This window comes from Phenylobacterium sp. (assembly GCF_024508875.1).
GTDB lineage: Bacteria > Pseudomonadota > Alphaproteobacteria > Caulobacterales > Caulobacteraceae > Phenylobacterium.
Map to the genome: position 1 here is coordinate 22383 of NZ_JANINU010000120.1, position 16394 is coordinate 38776.

17 protein-coding genes are annotated in these 16394 nt (G+C 70.2%); 7 read left to right on the top strand and 10 right to left on the bottom strand.

All coding sequences use genetic code 11. The features are described from left to right. Positions 1-20: 20 nt before the first annotated feature. The 3 genes from Q0L11_RS10330 to Q0L11_RS10340 are packed head-to-tail and all read right to left on the bottom strand — an operon-like array spanning position 21 to position 3122. Positions 21-662, bottom strand: a complete 642-nt coding sequence (locus Q0L11_RS10330; protein ID WP_296597111.1) for a DsbA family protein — start codon at positions 660-662, stop codon at positions 21-23. Positions 663-687: 25 nt separating this feature from the next. Then, positions 688-1797, bottom strand: coding sequence for a membrane dipeptidase (locus tag Q0L11_RS10335; RefSeq protein WP_296597112.1), 1110 nt, complete (start codon positions 1795-1797; stop codon positions 688-690). After that, a complete protein-coding gene (locus tag Q0L11_RS10340; protein WP_296597113.1) occupies positions 1794-3122 on the bottom strand; it encodes an amidohydrolase family protein in 1329 nt (442 codons plus the stop codon). Before Q0L11_RS10340 ends, Q0L11_RS10335 begins: the two co-directional genes overlap by 4 nt. Before the next feature lie 303 nt (positions 3123-3425). Here Q0L11_RS10340 and Q0L11_RS10345 point away from each other — a divergent pair, with 303 nt between their 5' ends. Further along, on the top strand, positions 3426-4124 hold the full coding sequence (locus Q0L11_RS10345; RefSeq protein ID WP_296597115.1) for a hypothetical protein: 699 nt from the start codon (positions 3426-3428) through the stop codon (positions 4122-4124). On the opposite strand, the gene Q0L11_RS10350 is transcribed toward Q0L11_RS10345, so the two are convergent. From Q0L11_RS10350 to Q0L11_RS10370, 5 genes are all read right to left on the bottom strand, one after another. Beyond that, positions 4125-4328 (bottom strand): hypothetical protein, encoded by a 204-nt coding sequence (locus Q0L11_RS10350; protein WP_296597117.1) that lies wholly within the window; start codon positions 4326-4328, stop codon positions 4125-4127. 47 nt (positions 4329-4375) lie between these two features. Then, the gene (locus Q0L11_RS10355) at positions 4376-4573 is read right to left on the bottom strand and encodes a hypothetical protein (protein ID WP_296597119.1); all 198 of its coding nucleotides are present in this window, start codon (positions 4571-4573) and stop codon (positions 4376-4378) included. A gap of 90 nt (positions 4574-4663) precedes the next feature. Next, positions 4664-5068 carry a hypothetical protein gene (locus tag Q0L11_RS10360; protein ID WP_296597121.1) on the bottom strand — a complete coding sequence of 135 codons (405 nt, stop codon included), beginning with the start codon at positions 5066-5068 and terminating at the stop codon, positions 4664-4666. A gap of 204 nt (positions 5069-5272) precedes the next feature. Beyond that, complete coding sequence (locus Q0L11_RS10365) at positions 5273-5749, bottom strand: hypothetical protein (protein ID WP_296597122.1); 477 nt, start codon at positions 5747-5749, stop codon at positions 5273-5275. A gap of 81 nt (positions 5750-5830) precedes the next feature. Next, positions 5831-7660, bottom strand: a complete 1830-nt coding sequence (locus Q0L11_RS10370) for an alpha/beta fold hydrolase (protein WP_296597124.1) — start codon at positions 7658-7660, stop codon at positions 5831-5833. 193 nt (positions 7661-7853) lie between these two features. On the opposite strand from Q0L11_RS10370, the gene Q0L11_RS10375 reads away from it, so the two are divergent. Next, the gene (locus Q0L11_RS10375) at positions 7854-8387 is read left to right on the top strand and encodes an RcnB family protein (RefSeq protein ID WP_296597126.1); all 534 of its coding nucleotides are present in this window, start codon (positions 7854-7856) and stop codon (positions 8385-8387) included. 48 nt (positions 8388-8435) lie between these two features. On the opposite strand, the gene Q0L11_RS10380 is transcribed toward Q0L11_RS10375, so the two are convergent. Next, a complete protein-coding gene (locus tag Q0L11_RS10380; RefSeq protein ID WP_296597127.1) occupies positions 8436-9449 on the bottom strand; it encodes a DUF4118 domain-containing protein in 1014 nt (337 codons plus the stop codon). A gap of 63 nt (positions 9450-9512) precedes the next feature. Here Q0L11_RS10380 and Q0L11_RS10385 point away from each other — a divergent pair, with 63 nt between their 5' ends. Both Q0L11_RS10385 and Q0L11_RS10390 read left to right on the top strand, forming a co-directional pair. Next, on the top strand, positions 9513-9686 hold the full coding sequence (locus Q0L11_RS10385; protein WP_296597128.1) for a hypothetical protein: 174 nt from the start codon (positions 9513-9515) through the stop codon (positions 9684-9686). A 90-nt stretch (positions 9687-9776) separates the two neighbouring features. Beyond that, a complete protein-coding gene (locus Q0L11_RS10390) occupies positions 9777-11414 on the top strand; it encodes an amidohydrolase (RefSeq protein ID WP_296597129.1) in 1638 nt (545 codons plus the stop codon). A gap of 50 nt (positions 11415-11464) precedes the next feature. On the opposite strand, the gene Q0L11_RS10395 is transcribed toward Q0L11_RS10390, so the two are convergent. Beyond that, entirely contained in the window at positions 11465-12982 is a 1518-nt protein-coding gene (locus tag Q0L11_RS10395; RefSeq protein ID WP_296597130.1) for a DUF2235 domain-containing protein, read from the bottom strand. Positions 12983-13126: 144 nt separating this feature from the next. Between Q0L11_RS10395 and Q0L11_RS10400 the strand changes: the two genes are divergently transcribed. The 3 genes from Q0L11_RS10400 to Q0L11_RS10410 form a co-directional block, all read left to right on the top strand. Beyond that, positions 13127-13624, top strand: coding sequence for a pyridoxamine 5'-phosphate oxidase family protein (locus Q0L11_RS10400; protein WP_296597132.1), 498 nt, complete (start codon positions 13127-13129; stop codon positions 13622-13624). Positions 13625-13938: 314 nt separating this feature from the next. Next, positions 13939-14613 (top strand): Crp/Fnr family transcriptional regulator, encoded by a 675-nt coding sequence (locus tag Q0L11_RS10405; RefSeq protein ID WP_296597133.1) that lies wholly within the window; start codon positions 13939-13941, stop codon positions 14611-14613. A 123-nt stretch (positions 14614-14736) separates the two neighbouring features. Then, positions 14737-16394: M13-type metalloendopeptidase (locus tag Q0L11_RS10410; RefSeq protein ID WP_296597134.1), on the top strand; the 1658-nt coding region annotated here is incomplete at its 3' end.

Here is a 16394-nt window from a genome sequence, read left to right on the forward strand (position 1 = left end):
GCGCGAAGGCGGCGAAGGTTTCACCGGGGCGGCCCGCTCCGCCGCGCGCGGGCGACGGCGGAGGCGAGGGCGCGGTCGCCGAGGCCGCCCTGGATGAGGTATGGGCCGACAAGGTAGGTCGGCGTGCCCTGGAGCCCCAGGGAGAAGGCCTGGAGCTTGTGGCCGGAGAGCTGCTCGTCGATCTCGCGGGCGTGGTCGCGAAGGTCCGCGGCGAGGCGTTCGCGGTCGGCGCCCGCCTCGACGGCGACGTCGGCGATGCGGGCGGGCGTGAGCTGGCCGCGGGCCGCCATCAGGGCGTCATGCACGGGGAGGTACTGGCCCTGGCGATGGGCGGCCAGCGCAGTGCGGGCGGCGAGGTCGGACATCGGCCCGCGGATCGGCCAGTCCTTCCAAACCACGCGGACATTGGGATCGACGGCCAGCAGGCGGGTGATCGCGGGGTCGGTCGCCTTGCAGACCGGGCACTGATAGTCGGTGAAGACCACCACCGTGACGTCGGGCGTCGCGGCGCCGGCGGCGGGCGAGCCCCTGTCGCCCAGCACCTTGGTCACGGCTGGACTGGCCTCCAGCTTGCGGCCCGGCGGCGGCGACCACTGGAGCCACGCATAGCCGGCGAGGCCCGCGGCGACAGCAAGGGCGAGGGACAGGCGGGCGGGCTTCACCCGGCGGATATAGGGCCGCCTCGGTTCAGGCGCCCCATACCGTCTTCGCATAGCGCACGAAGTTGCCGCCCAGGATCTTCTCGATGCGGGCGGGCTTGTGGCCGCGCTCGGCGAGCAGGCGGTAGAGCTTGCGGAACTGGTCGGGGCCGCGCAGGTCGTCGACGAAGGGGTGGGTGTCGGCGCGTTCGCCCGGCGCGGCGATGCCCTTGGCCTTGCGGTCCTCGTGCTCCTTGCGCAGCGCCTCGGCGTATTTGTCGAGGTCGTCGATGGGCGTGATCGTGCCGTCGGTGCCGATGCCCACGTGGTCCTCGCCGCAGACGTTCAGCGCGTGCTCGATGTGGGCCACCACGTCGACGGCGCGGGCATGGCCCGACAGGTTCAGGAACGGCATGAAGTAGATGCCCACGAAGCCACCCTTTTCGGCGACGCCGCGCAGCTCCTCGTCAGTCTTGTTGCGCGGCAGGTCGGTGAGCGCGCGGCAGCCGGTGTGGTTGATCGAGATCGGCTGCTTCGAGGACTGGATGGCGTCGAGGCAGATCTGGCGGCCGGAGTGGCTGAGGTCGACCATCACGCGATTGGCGTTCAGGCGGTCGACGACCTTACGGCCGAACTCGGTGAGGCCCCGGCCCTCGGGCACGATCGAGCCGTCGCCGAGCTGGTTCCGCAGGTTGTAGGTGAGCTGGATGATGCGCACGCCGAGGTCGGCGAAGATGTCCACGCGGCTCGCGTCGTCGCCCATCATCGCGGCGTTCTGGAAGCCGTAGATGACGCCGACCTTCTTCTCGGCCTTGGCGCGGGCGATGTCGGCGGCGGTGAGGACCTTGATGACGTCCTTCGGATGGGCGCGGATCAGGGCGTCGTACTGACCGATGTCGGCCACAGACTTCTGGAACGGCTCGTCGGGCCCGGCCACGTAGCCGATGGTCCAGTTGACCGCCGTCAGACCCGAGGCGCGGGCGTCGGCCAGGATGCGCGGCGTCAGTTCGGGCCGCGTCCGCTCGGGGAAGTTGGGGTCGTCCAGGCCGCCCAGGGCGTTGATCACCGTCATGCCGGCGATCGGGTCGGCGGCTGCCGTGGCGACGGCGGGCGCGGCCGCTGCGGCGGCGGACAGGGCGAGCAGGGTGCGGCGGTTCATCGGTCTTCCAACTCGTCCTTGGTGAGGGGCTTGAAGTCGGCGCGGCGGTATTCGCGGCCGCGCTTCACGGTGAATTCCAGGGTCTTCAGGTTGGCGATGTCGGCGGTCGGGTCCTTGGCGACCACGATCAGGTTGGCGCGCTTGCCGGCTTGAATCGAGCCGATGTCGTCGGCCTGGCCGGCGGCGCGGGCGCCGTTTAGGGTGGCGGCGCGGATCACCTCGGCGGGCGGCATGCCCAGTTTCACCAGGGCGGCCAGCTCGTGGTGCAGCGTGGGCCATGGGTCGTCATAGGGGGCGACCCAGTCGGTGCCGGTGGAGAGCTCGATCCCCGCTTTCCAGGCCTGGCGCACCAGGGCGTCGGACATGGCGCCGGTGCAGAGCGGCTTCCTGGCCTTGGGGTCCTTCGCGGCCTCGGCCTCGATGTTGGCGTAGAGGCTGGTGGTGGCGTCCAGCATCGTGCCGTTGGCCTTCATGGTCGCCAGCACCTTGGCGACCTCGGGGTTATCGGACTTCAGGAAGGGCGCGGGGTCCATCGGCGTGCGCGACTGGTAGGTCTGGGGCGTGCCAAGCGCCTGGTGGCCCAGCGAGCAGGCGTGGCTCATGACGTCGGGCTTCGCGGCGGCCACCTCGGCGGGCGTGGCCGGGTAGACGGCGGTGTGGGCCCAGACCTTCAGGCCCTGGCGGTGGGCCTCGGCCGAGATCTTCGTCACCAGGTCGGCCGGCAGGTTCGCATAGATCTTGATGGCGGTGGCCGAGGTCCCGCGGGCCAGAGTGACGGCCTCGCGCAGGTCGGTCGCCTCATCGATGGACTGCATCCACGGCGTCTTGCCGGGCGTGTAGCCGTAGCTGACAGCGATGGTGCGCGGGTCGGCGAAGAACGAGGGGCCAGCCATAAGGGCGGCGTAGTAGATGTCGGGCGCGGGGATCTCAGCCCGGAGCGAGGCGCGGGTGAGCTCGGCCACGGAGCGCAGGTCGTCGGCCATGTCGCGGATCGAGGTGACGCCGCCGTAGAGGTCGCGGCGCAGGCTGGCCTCGGCCTGGCGGCGGTTGGGCGGGGTGGCCAGGTGCTCGTGGCTGTCGATCAGGCCGGGCAACAGATATTTGTCGGTGAGGTCGACGACGCGGGCGCCGGTGGGTGCAGGCAGGCGGTCGGTCGGCTGGACGTCCTTGATCCGCTCGCCCTCGACCAGGACACTCATGCCGCTCCGCGGTGGCGCGCCCGTGCCGTCGATCAGGGCGGCGTTGCGGTAGAGCACGGTCTCGGCCGCGGCCGGCCCGGCCAGGACCACGGCCAACGCCACGGCGGCCACATATCGTCTGAGCACTGAAGACGCCCCTCGTCGGTTCGGTCCCGAGGGTTAGGTCGCCCCGCGCCGCACCGCAATGGCCGGCATCTCACCGCCAAACCGGCCTTGCCCGAAATACGATTGTAGTTTACTCTATACAGAATTGTTACGGATAATTGTAACGCCGACGTCACATGGCGGCGAGGAAACATTACGTTTGATTTAGATAGACCAAAACCCCTCTCGAAGGTCTATCTCACATCCATCAGGCGCCTTTATCTTGCGCGCTCCACCCATGACTGAGACCAGCGCTAGACAAGTACGGCGGATGTTTTCCCTCCCATGAAGATCCTGGTCGGAACGCCCACTTACAACGGCCAGCTCACCACGCAGTACACGCGTTCGCTGCTGGAGCTGTGGACCGAAATCGGCGCCGAGGCGGACTGGCGGACGACCAAGGCGACCCTGATCGCCTGGGCGCGCAACGTCTTTGCGAGTCACGTGCTGGAGGAGGACTACACCCACCTGCTGTTCGTCGACGCCGATATCGACTTCCCGGCGCGGGTGGTGAAGCGGATGCTGGCGTTCGACCAGCCGGTGGTGTCGGCAGTCTATCCGCATCGCACCCTGGACCTGCAGGCCTTCTACGCCCAGGCGCGGCGACAGCCCGACGCCGGCTCGGCCATGGCCGCGGCGCTGAGCTATCCGTTCGAGCTGGCGCAGCCGCACGAGGCGCGGGGCGACTTCCACAAGGCGGTGATGGCGCCGGCCGGGCTGATGCTGATCCAGCGCCAGGCGCTGGCGAAGATGCGCGAGGCCTATCCGGAACTCTATCGACCGGCGGCGGGCAGCTACTATGAGTTCCAGGGCCTGAAGAACGTGCTGCAGTGCTTCGAAGCGCTGATCGACGACAACGGCATCGCCATGAGCGAGGACGTCTCGTTCTGCCGGCGCTGGCGGGCGATCGGCGGCGAACTGTGGGTGACGTTCGACCAGGCGGTGGGGCACACCGGCCCGTTCACGTTCCGCGCCACGGGCTGATCAGCCCCGGCAGTCGCCCTCGGGCGTGAGCTGGAATTCGGCGGCCGCACGCCAGCAGGCGGCGGTGTCGCGCTCGGTCTTCCAGGCGTGGGCGAGATAGACGCACATCACCGCGAGCGCCGCGCTGACCAGGGCCATGATGCGGACGGCCGCGACGCTGCGGGTGCGTTCGGGCGAAGGTTCCGGCTTTGGCGGACGCGGCATACCCAGGCTTTCGCCGATGCCTGCGGCCAGGGCAAGGCCGGCGTGCGTCAGGCCTCGTCGGCGACCCGGGCGACTGCGCCGATGCGGCGCTCGCCGCGCCAGACGACCACTTCGGCGGCGCTGAGGTGGTCTTCGAGCACCCGGCGCGCGCGCCTCAGGGCGGCAGCGTCATCGGCGCACTCGATGGTCTCGAAAGCGGGAGAGGCGCCATCGGCGCGGCACGGATAGAAGGTGAAGAGCGGCATGGCCGGCGCCTCCGACGGCCGACTATACACTCTTCGCCGGTCAGTTGAGTCGCCGAACCGACACTTTCGCCCGTCAGGCGAAAAAAAGCGTCAGGCCGGCGTGCGGCCGTTACGCTCGAGGGCTGCGGAGAGCTTCGCCATCGCGCGACCGAGCTGGACCCGCAATTCGTTGGCTGTGACGAGCACCGGCGCCGAAACGCCCCAGAAGATCATCAGCGCCACGACCGACCCGTCCTGCGGTACCCCATTCGCGCTAAGGAACAGGCGGAAGGCCAAGAGGCCGCCGCCCAGCATGACGATCGCGCCGCACAGCGGGCCGCGCACCAGGCCGGCCACCAGCACCGCCGCCACATAGAGCATGAAGGGTGACAGCGCGCCGAGCTTCGGTCCCAGCGCCGCGCGCGCCAGCGTGGCCGCGCCGATGAGCACCACGGCCACAGCCAACGAGATCAACGCCTGGAGAGCTATCCGGCCCGGGGGGATGCGGGTGGCCATGGGTGCAGATTTGGCGAACGCCGACGTCCAAGGCAACCGACTTCGCCCATCGGGCGAAGCAAGGCCGGAGCGTGGCGGGACGGAGTCGGGTCGGGTCCGACCACCCATGGAAGGCGAGCGACCGGGAGGTCGCATGGGGGCGAAACCCCGTCCGCGCGCCTGCACGGTTCCATGGATGGCCGGGCCCGACCCGGCTCCGAGGCGTCAGAGGCCGGTGGGCGCAGGAGACGCCGTGGTTTCGGCCGGGGGAACGGGCGGAGCGGCCGGCGGCGCGTCGCAGCCCTTGCCCGAATAGAGGCCCGCGATCAGCGCCTTGCGGGTGGTGGCGGTCTGGATCGTCTCCTGGGCCTGGGCCTGAACCTGGGCGGCGCGCTGTTTGGCGGCGGCGGCCATGTTGTTGGCGAACATGCCCGCGCCGGGGACACGGCCGAGGACGCCGGTGCGCAGCATGCCTTCCACCGCCACGGTGGAGGCGAGGTTCGCGCCCTGAGCCGTGCCGTTGGCCTTGGAGACCTGGGCGTTCGCGTCGGCCATGAGCTGATCCATGCGGGAGGCCTCGGTCGACAGGGCGGTGCAGGTCATGGACGCGTCGCCCGGATAGCTCACCTGCAGCGCCTGGGCGGAGGCCGGGCCCGCCACGAGCGCCGCCGCAGCGGCGCCCAGGATGATGATGTCGCGCATGGTCTCCCCCATGAAACCCCTGATGTTCCAAGGGTAAGGCCGGGCGTGGGACGACGGCCTCCCCCGATTGGGGGTGTCCGATCAGCGGCCGGCGGTGAGCTCGGCGAGCGCCTCGGCGTGGGTGAACTGAGGGAGGACGCCGGCGCCCTCCAGCCGCACCACGCGCAGGCCGGGCAGCCCGAGCCAGCCAGGATCCGGCGCGCCGCGCAGCTCGCCCGCGACCACCGCGGTCCAGTCGTGGTCGCCGAGGCCGGCCGGTGGGGTCCAGCCGTTGGCGTAGGCGGCGTGCTCGGAGGCGAAGCCCCACATGGAGCGGGCGCACAGGGCTTGGATGTCGCGGATGAGGAAGGCGCGCACCTCGGGATCGCAAAGCGCCGCCGCGTCGCCCGGCATCTCGGAGAAGACGCTGTCGAGGATTCGGTTGAGGAGCTGGGTCGTCGTCTGCCGGCGCAGGAATTCCGCGAAGGTGACCACCAGGTCCGGATTGCGCAGGAGGTGGCGCTGGATCCCGGCGCCGAGGGCCGGACGGTCGACCCCCAGGGCCATGGGCGGGTTGGGGTTGAGCAGCACCGCGCGGCCCAGCAGGCCGGGGAAGTCGCGGGCGAACTGCAGCGCGACCGGAATGCCGGTGTCGCGGGCGAGCATCCGCACCTTGCGCAGGCGCAGGCGATCCACCACCGCGGCCATGTCGGCGGCGCCGGTGGCGGCGTAGTCGCCGTGGGCGGGGTCGGAGAGGCCGAAGCCGGGGCGCTGGACGACGATCGGGCGCAGGCCCCGCTCGACCAGCGCGCGGCGGAAGTCCTCGGGGATGCGGCGGCCGGCGGCGGCGCCGTGGAACACCAGAAGGGGTTCGGCGTCGTAGGGCCCGTAGTCGATAAGGGCGACCCGCCGCGCGCCATCCAGGGCCGCCACGATGCGCAGGCGCCCGCCCCCCGCCTCTTCCCCGACCAGCGGCTCGGAGGCCGAGGCGACGGCGACCAGTTCGCGCGCCTCAACGAGCAGCCGCGCCAGGTCCTTTGCGCCCTTGGCCCCGGTCTTCTGGAGCACGGCCTTCATATGCGTCTTGACCGTCTCGGGACTGAGCCCGAGGGCCTGGGCCGCCTCCCGCGCCGTGGCGCCGCGGGCGATGAGCGCGGCGGCCCGCGCCTCCGCGGGGGTGAGGCCGAAGGCGGTCTCGGCCAGGCTCTCATCCCCACCGATCTGGTCGCCGGTGACGCACATGATGGCGATCAGCCGACCGATCAGCTCGGGCAGGCGCCGCACGCCGGCCTTGGCGTTGAGACGGCGCAGCGCGTCGCGGGCGGTCTCGCGCCCGACGCCGGCGTCGGCGGCGGCGACGTCCAGGTTGGGCGCGAAGAGCAGCGCCTCGGCCAGCCTCGCCTCCAGGGCGGTCAGGTCCAGGGCGCGGGCGGCCCGGCGGGCCAGCTCGGAAGAACGCGACGGCGCGCAGACCACCACCGCGAACCGATCGGGCGCGGCGCGCAGGGCGTCGGCCGCCTGGGGTCCGAGGGTCCAGCGCAGGGCGGCCTCGGCGTCGCCCACCCAGGCGGTGAACGCCGCGCCGGCGGCGCCTTCGACGAGACTGACGACGGGCCCCTCACGCTGTGCGCGGCGCAGCAGCGGACGCAAGTCGGCCGAATCCGGGAACAGTTCCAGGTAGCCGGGGTCGGCGAAGCAGGCGCGGCCCCGGGCGTCGACCACCGCGCAGGCCAGGGCGCGCCGGTCGGCCAGGGCTCCGGCCACGGGGGGCAGGGCGTCGGCTGCGGCCGCCAGGTCCTCGCGCGCGTGACCGCTGTGGGCCAGCACCGCGTCCTCCACCACCGGCCAGGAATCGAGCAGCAGTTCGAGCGGCGCGTCGCCGGATGCGCGCGCCTGCAGAAGTTCGGACAGGCGGAGGGCTCGGTCGTGCATACCCGTGGCGAATTACGGCGCGATTGTGGCGCGAGTTTCAAGGCTGGACGAACAGATTCGTCGAGCGCGGCGCAGCAAGGACCGCGCCAGCAGACGCCTCAGATGAACCTAAGCTGACGCTGGGGGTTCAGGACGGGTTCAGCGCGCCGGGCGTCCCCTGGCTCCGCTGGAACATCTCATCCGAGGATCCGTCATGAAGAACCTGTTGTACGCCGCCGTCGCGCTGGCCGCCGTCGCCGCCCCGATCACGGCGTCCGCCCAGCCCGGACACGAGCGCCACGAGGACCGCCGCGAGCTGCGCGAGGACCGTCGCGAACTGAAGGAAGATCGCCGCGACGCGCGCCGCGACGGCGTTATCACGGGCCGCGAGGCCCGAGAACTCTCGCGCGACCGCGCCGAGGTGCGCCGCAGCCAGGCCGAGGTCCGCTACAACCGCGCCCGCGCCGACACCTGGCGCAACCGGACCGAATGGCGCGGCTACCGCGGCGTGCGACCCGGCTACTGGTATGCGCCGGGCTACGGCTACTACCCCGTCGTGCGCGGCCACGTGTGGCGGCGCGGGGCCTACGTGCCGGCCAGCTATCGCCGCTACTACGTGCAGGACCCCTACTACTACGGCTTGCGCGCCCCGCCCCCCGGCTATCGCTGGGTCTATGCGGATGGCAATTTCGTGCTGATGGCGCTGGCGACCGGCCTGATCGCCGAGGTTCTGCTCAACGGCTACTAGGCAGCCTGGCGGGGGAAGGCGCGCCTTCCCCCGAACCGGTCCACGCGACTAGTGGAGCGTGGAGGTCGCCGCCTCTGGGCGGGCGGCGCCGCCACGCGGAATGGACAGGACGAGCGCGGACCCCTCGGAATCCGCCCGCAGGGCCACCGCGGCGCCCAGTTGCTCGGTCATGGCCCGCAGCAGGTAGCCATTGGTGACCGACACCAGCATGCCCTCGCCTTCCCCTCCCACGCCGGAGATGGCCACCTCGGCCTGGCGGGCCCGGGCGTCGAAGCGGATGCGCAGGATCCCGGCGACCTCGGCCGTCAGCAGGGTGTCGATGCACTCGGCCAGCGCGACCCCGAGCGACGTCGCCTCCTCCACGCCCAGCCGCAGGCCGGACGGCTGGACCAGCACGCGGTCGGCGGGCTGCTCGCGGGCCGTGCAGACAGCGCGGGCCAGGGCCGCGGCAAACGCATCGAAATCGACCGACTCGCGGCCGCGGCCGCCAAGTTCGAGGTGCACGCGGGAAATCAGCAGGGTGCGTTCCATGGCGCGCTTCAGGCCGTCCGCCACCTGGGGCTCGGGCTCGCCCTTGGCCTGCAGCGCCAGCACGCCCGCCACCAGCCGCATGTGGTGGCTCATCCGTTCGTTCAGTTCGCGGAACAGGCCCGCATGGCTCTCGGCGACGGCCTGAGCGCGGCCGAGCTCACCGGAGACCGACCGGAGCGCCCCGGTCAGGCCCGTGATGACGATGATCGCAACCGCGCACGTGACGGCGAAGAACACGAAGGCCGTCAGGATCTGGGGCGTCACCTTCCAGGCATAGGCGGGCTCGACGAAGACCCAGAACGCCAGAACGCCGGAGACGACCGCAGCCACCGTCGCCTGACGGCGCCCGAAGGCGTAGGCCGACAGGATCACGGCGGGATAGAAGGCGGAATAGGCCAGGCCGCCGCCGAGGACGGGCTGCATCGGCAGGCGCACGAAGAACGCGACGGCGACGAGCACGCCAGTCCAAAGCCACGGTGACCCCAGTGCGCGAAGCCGCGCGGGAAGTTGATCGGAAAGCCGGGAGAGCATGCGACGGGTCTAGCACAAGCCCGCGGGCCGTGCTTGAGCAAAGGACATACCAAGGTGCGGGCCATGAACGACCGGGACGTCTATCTGAAGCTGTCGGCGATCGCCGAGGAACTGCTCGGCCTGTCGCAACAGGCCGACTCGATGATCGGCCAGACCGCCCTGCACACGGCCGCCGTGACCCTGGCGGGGACGGCCAAGGCGGTCTACGACCACTGCCTCGGCGGAGAAGAGCACTAAGGCGCCCGGCCCCTGCGCACAGGCCGGCCGGTCGCGGAGGAACGCGTGCGCAGGCTGGCTCCGGCGGAAATCGGCCGCTAGCTTCGCAGCATGAAAGCCGCCTTGTTCGCCGCCGCCGCGACCGTCGCCCTGACGGCCGGCCCCGCCCTCGCCCAGAACCTGTGGATCTCGGGCGGGCCCATATACACCGGCGTGGCCGACCACCCGACAGCCGAGGTGGTCGTGGTGCAGGACGGCCGGATCACCTTCGTGGGCGATCCGAAGACGGTGCGCCTGAAGCTCAATCCCGGCACCGAGACGATCGACCTGAAGGGCGCAGCCCTGTTCCCCGGCTTCACCGACGCCCACGCGCACCTGCGCGGCATCGGCGAGCGCGAGCTATCGCTGAACCTGGAAGGCGCCCAGTCCGCCGCCGAGGCCGCGGAGCGCGTGAAGACCTATCTGGCGACCCGCAAGCCGAGCGGACCGGTGTGGGGCCGCGGCTGGATCGAGACCGGCTGGCCCGAAGGCCGGTTCCTGAGCCGTGAGGACGTCGATGCCTTCTCGACCGGGCAACCCGTCCTGCTGGTGCGCGCCGACGGCCACGCGCTGGTGGCCAACACGGCGGCGCTGAAGGCAGCCGGCATCGACGAGACGACCAAGGCGCCGGCGGGCGGCGAGATCCTGAAGGGCCCCGACGGCAAGCTGACCGGCATGCTGGTGGACAACGCGATGGCGCTGGTGAGGAAACTGCAGCTCCCGCCGACCGAAGCCGATCGGCGCGCCGCCTTCGACGCAGCGTTCAAGGTGGAGGCTGCCTACGGCTGGACCGGCGTCCACTCCATGAGCGTCGATTGGAAGGACGTCGGCCTGCTGGAGGCGCTCAACGCCGAGGGCAAGACGCCGCTGCGGGTCTACAACGCCGTGGACGCCGACCAGGCCGGGCCGCTGTTCGCCGGCGGGCCGCGCGCCACGAAGGACGGGCGGATCACCACCCGGGCCATCAAGTTGTACGAGGACGGAGCCCTGGGCTCGCGCGGGGCGGCGCTGTTCGAGCCCTATGCCGATGCGCCCGGGACGAGCGGCCTGGTGCGCACGCCGCCGGAGACGATGCGCGCGGCCATGACCAAGGCGAAGAAGGCCGGCATCCAGGTGGCCAGCCACGCGATCGGCGACCGCGGGAACGCCAACGTGCTCGACCTCTACGCCGAGCAGGGCGTGGACGGCCTGCGCTGGCGGATCGAGCATTCGCAGATCGTGCGGCCCGCCGACATCCCGCGCTTCGCCAAGCTGGGCGTGATCGCCTCAATGCAGCCCAGCCACGCCATCGGCGACCTGCACTTCGCCCCCGCCCGCCTGGGGGAACAGCGGCTGAACGGCGCCTATGCCTGGGAGAGCTTCCTGAAGTCCGGCGCCGTTGTTGTGGGCGGCTCGGATGCGCCGGTGGAGCGGGGCGACGCGCTGGTGGAATTCTATGCGGCGGTGGCGCGCAAGGACCTCAAGGGCTTCTCCGCGGCCGACTGGCATCCGGAAGAGGCGCTGAGCCGGGCCGAGGCGCTGAAGCTGTTCACGTCGAGCGCCGCCTACGCGCGGTTCGCCGAAAAGGAGCTGGGGACCCTCGAGCCTGGCAAGCGCGCGGACCTCTCGGCCTTCTCCGTCGACCTGATGACCGCGCCCGAGGCGGAAATCCCGAAGGGCCACGCCGTGCTGACGATCGTGGACGGCAAGGTGGTCTATCGCCGGCCCTGACGCGCGGGCCTCAGGGCGTCCACTGCGCGAGCGGGTTGACGAGGTCCAGGCTAAGCGCCCCGGCAGCACAGCGGCTGAAGCATGGCCCGGAGCCAGCCGGTGGCGTCGCAGACTTGATCGCGGAAGAGCAAGGCCAGCAGCGCCAGGATCCCAACCCAGACGAGCACACCCAGGACCCGCGCCACGACACGGTAGAGGGGCGTACGCTGAACCGAGCCGGTGAAGCGCTTCAGGGTCCTGGGCCGGTAGTTCGCCTCCGCGGACTCCATCCGCGTCCGCGCCGCCCAGGACAGCTCGTAGGGCTTGGTCGGCCCGTGGCGGTCGCGGTAGCCGGTGAGGAAGCCCAGGAAGTCGAAGGCCCAGGGCGGCAGCGCCCGGCCCGCCTTGTCGATCCGCCAGTCGGCGAAAGGGGTGCGCTCGGACTTGGCCTTCGCCAGCTCGGAATTGCCGCCCCACTCGAACTTCAGCCCCGCGCGCAAGGCGCCCACGGCCACCCAGACGAGGGCGCCCGACGACAGGCCGCGCTCCGGGTTGCCGCCGCCGACCGATCCGTGGCCGCCCGGGAACCAGCACTGTTGGAACGGGCGGTCCCAGGGCTGCACGAAGCCGGGGCGATCGGCGTAGTCGATCTGAAGCCCGTTGTTGATAGCCCACTCACCGTTCAGCCGGTCGATGTTGGTCACCTCGGTGATGTCGAAGACCTTGCGGTCTTCGTCGAGCGCGCAGGCGTGCCGCAGCGACGAAATCAGCGAACTCGCTCGCGTGTCGTGGAACCGGTACTTGCGGTTCAGCAGCCGGGAGAGGATGGGGATCGAGGGCGGCAGGCCCAGAGAACCGACCGTGTCCCACAGCCCCACGTACATCATGCGGTAGATTTCGAGCGGCGGAGGCTCAGGCGGCGGAACCTCCTTCTCGGCGCCTTCGGAATCCACCTGGCTCATGCGGATGGCGCGCCGGGCCCAGACGTCGGGCGGATGGCCCGACGCGTCGCGGGCGGTGTCGAGCGGAGCCTCCGAGAGGTCCTCCGGGCCGGTGGCGATCGGCCGGCCCGTACCGGGCACGCGGGCGCCGTAGCTGGCGCGAAAGTTGATCAGCTCGGAGTCGGACGGGGCGGCCTTGCTGCGGTAGAGGCGCAGCGCCTCCGGGATCTGCTCGAAGCAGTCGCGCCGGACGATGCCGCACTTGCGGATCAGCCCGACCAGGCTGCGGGCCGTATAGGCGCCGCGGCTGAAGCCGAAGACGAAGATTTCGTCGCCGGGCTCGTAGTTCAGGACCAGGAAGCGGTAGGCGGTCTCGATCTTCTCGTCGATGCCGCGGCCCAAGGCCCCGCCGAGGAGGCCGACCAGGCGGTCCACCAGGGGCGAGACCCCCGTCGAGACCCCGACGCCGGCATCGTAGAACACCACCTGCGCGCGCCCGTCCCAGCCCTCGCGCGAGACGCATTTGGCCAGCCGGGCCACGTTCGTGAGGCTGGGCATCCGCAGGTCGTTCCAGGTGCCGTCGCAGAAGACGGCGAGCCGCTTGCGGTTGTCGCGCGGGACCCGCGCGGTCGTCCTTGCTGCAGGCATCGGAGCCCCCTCCGCCAAACCCGTCACACCCTAGGTTGTCGGATAACTCTGTTCAACCTTGATCGAGCAGCGTCGGGAACGCCACGCAACCGCAGCGTCCGTCGCGGGTTTGGGCAGCGCACAATTCTCAACCCGGAGAGCGCGATGACCGACCGAATGACCGACGCCGAAGTCCAGGATCGCCTGTGGAAGGCCGTGGACGATCACCACACCGGCATGCTGGGCCTGACGCACGACAGCCACCACTTCCAGCCGATGACCGCCTTCGTGGAGAAGGACACGAACACGCTGTGGTTCTTCACGCGCGATGACACCGACCTGGCGCAAGCGGTGGCGGCGGGCGCCGGCGCGGACGCCGCGTTCATATTCCTGGACCGCAAGCTGCAGGCCTGCATCGATGGGCGGCTGACCCGCGCGCACGACCGCGAACGCATCGACCGCTACTGGAACGCCCATGTGGCGGCCTGGTACCCCGAGGGCAAGGACGATCCGCACCTGACCCTGCTGCGGCTGGACGTGTCGGAGGCGGCGGTGTGGATCACCGAGGGTGGCCTGCTGAAGTACGCCTTCGAGGTGGCCAAGGCGAACACGTCCAAGACGACGCCGGACGTCGGCGAGCGGCGGGACCTCAACTTCCACTAGATGCAGGCGGCGGAGCGGCGGCGCGAGGAACTCGGCCGTCGCTTCCCGCTCTCACAATCAATGCCGAACCGATTCGGCCGCGTCGACCCATCCAAGCTATAGTTGCGTCGACTATCCGACGCCCGGCGCGGGCCGTGGTGACGTCTTATGTTAAACTCGCGCGTCCCAATCGAAGCTGAATTCATCACCGAGCGCCAGAAAGTGTCGAGTACTCGACAGTCTTGTGGCCAAGGCGTCGATAACTTGAAACCCGAGCCGTGCTGCGGCGTTTCGAGTCCCCGATGCAGAGGCCCGCACCCCTGTTACAGAACAGATTGCTAGACGCGCTTCCCGCTCAGGACCATGCGCTCGTCGCCCCCGGCCTAATCCAGGTCGAACTCGAGCGCGGACGGCTGCTGTACGATCCCGGCGATCCGATCGACTACGTTTACTTTCCGCATGATGGCGTCATCTCCCTGATGACGCTCATGGAGAACGGCGCGGCCATCGAGAGTTCGATGATCGGACCGGAGGGGGCCCTGGGCCTGATGGCGGCGGTGTCGCCCCGGCAATCCCTCTCGCGCGCCATCGTGCAGACGCCGCTGCGCGCCGCCCGCATCGCCGTAGAGCGGCTGCATGAAGCGTGGGAGAAGAGCGCGGCGCTTCGCGACCTGATCGACCGCCATACCGAGGCGCTCTACGGCCATTCAGTCCAGTCGGTGGCCTGCAACGCCCTGCACTCGGTGGAGGCGCGCTTCTGCCGCTGGCTTCTCACCTGCCACGATCGCATCTCGACCGACACCCTCGCCCTGACGCAGGAGTTCCTGGCGGACATGCTGGGCGTGCAGCGCACGACGGTCACGGCCGTCGCGCGCTCGCTGCAGGAGAAGGGCCTGATCCGGTATCGCCGCGGGGTGGTGGACATCGTCGACCGCGCGGGACTGCAGGCCATGACCTGCGAGTGCTACAGCGTGACCCGCAACCACTACCGGCGGCTGCTCGGGACCTGAACCGCAGGCCGCAGAACGGCGCTCGCCGCTATCCTGTTGCATGGGATCGGTTTTCCTCGTTTGTTGCGCCCCCGATGGGGAGTTTGAGGCGCAGACGCCTCCGACAAGTCGAGAAGAGACCCGATGATTTCCGAAACGCGCAAAATCCTGCTGTCCGCCGGGGCGGCGGCCGCCCTCGTGTTCGCGGCCAATGCAACGCAGGCCCATGAACAGCACGCCTGCGCCGACACCGCCTGCACGATGGAGCTGCTGTTCGCCGCCGACGCGCCTGCGAGCAGCGGCGCGATAGACCCGGCGTCGCTGACCGCGCCGAGGTACGGGACCTGGGGCTTCGACGTCTCGGGCATGGACCGCAGCGTCAAACCGGGCGACGACTTCTTCAAGTTCGCCAACGGCAAGTGGGACGAGCGCACCGAGATTCCGGCCGACCGCGTGCGCTACGGCAACTTCAACAAGCTGCGCGAACTGTCCGAGAACCGCATGCACGCGATCCTCGAAGACGCGGCCGCCGGCAAGCTGAGCGACCCCGACGCCGCCAAGATCGCCGCCGGCTATGCGGCGTTCATGGATGAGGCGCTGGCCGAGAAGCTGGACGCCAAGCCGCTGGCGCCCGAGCTGGCCCAGATCCGCAAGGTGAAGAGCAAGGACGAGTTCACCGCCCTCATGGGCAAGGCGAACACCAGCGGCTTCAGCTCGATCTTCCCGGTGGGCATCAGCATCGACGCCAAGGCGCCCACCAAGTACGCGGTGATGACCTTCAACGGCGGCCTGGGCCTGCCCGACCGCGACTACTACCTGCAGCCCAGCTTCGCCGAGAAGAAGGCGAAGTACGAAGCCTATGTGGCCCAGTTGCTGACGATGATCGGCTGGGAGACGCCGGCCGAGAGCGCCAAGGCCATCGTGGCCTTCGAGACGCAGCTCGCCGAGGCGAGCTGGACGCGCGTGGAGCGCCGCGACCGCGACAAGACCTACAACCCCATGAGCCCGGGCGAGCTCAACGCCTACACGCCCGGCTTCGACTGGAACCGCTACCTTGCCCAGACGGGGCTGCCGAAGGTCGAACGCCTGGTGGTGACGACCAACACCGCCTTCCCGAAGGTGGCGAAGGTCTATGCCGACACACCGCTCGAGACTCTGAAGGCCTGGCAGGCCTTCCACGTGGCCGACAGCGCCGCGCCCTACCTGTCGGACCGGTTCGTCCAGGCCAACTACGCCTTCCGCAACAAGGAGCTGGCCGGCCAGCCGCAGATCCAGGCGCGCTGGAAGCGGGCGGCGGCGTTCATGGACAACGCGATCGGCGAGTCCGTCGGCCGCGTGTACGTGGCTCGCTACTTCCCGCCGGAGTCGAAGGCCAAGATGGACGCCTTGGTGGGCGATATCCGCACGGCGCTGCACGCTCGCATCGAGAAGCTGGACTGGATGGGCCCGGACACCAAGCAGCGGGCGCTGGAGAAGCTGTCGAAGTTCACGGTGAAGATCGCCTACCCAGCGACCTGGCGCGACTACGGCAGGCTGGAGCTGAAGAAGGACGACCTGTACGGCAACGTGGTGCGCGCCGGCGCCTTCGACTGGCAGCGCGACGTGGCGCGGCTGAACCAGCCGGTCGACAAGGCCGAGTGGGGCATGACACCGCAGACGGTGAACGCCTACTACAACTTCGCCAACAACGAGATCGTGTTCCCAGCGGCGATCCTGCAGCCGCCGTTCTTCGATCCCGATGCGGACCCGGCCATCAACTACGGCGGCATCGGCGGGGTGATCGGCCACGAGATCAGCCACGG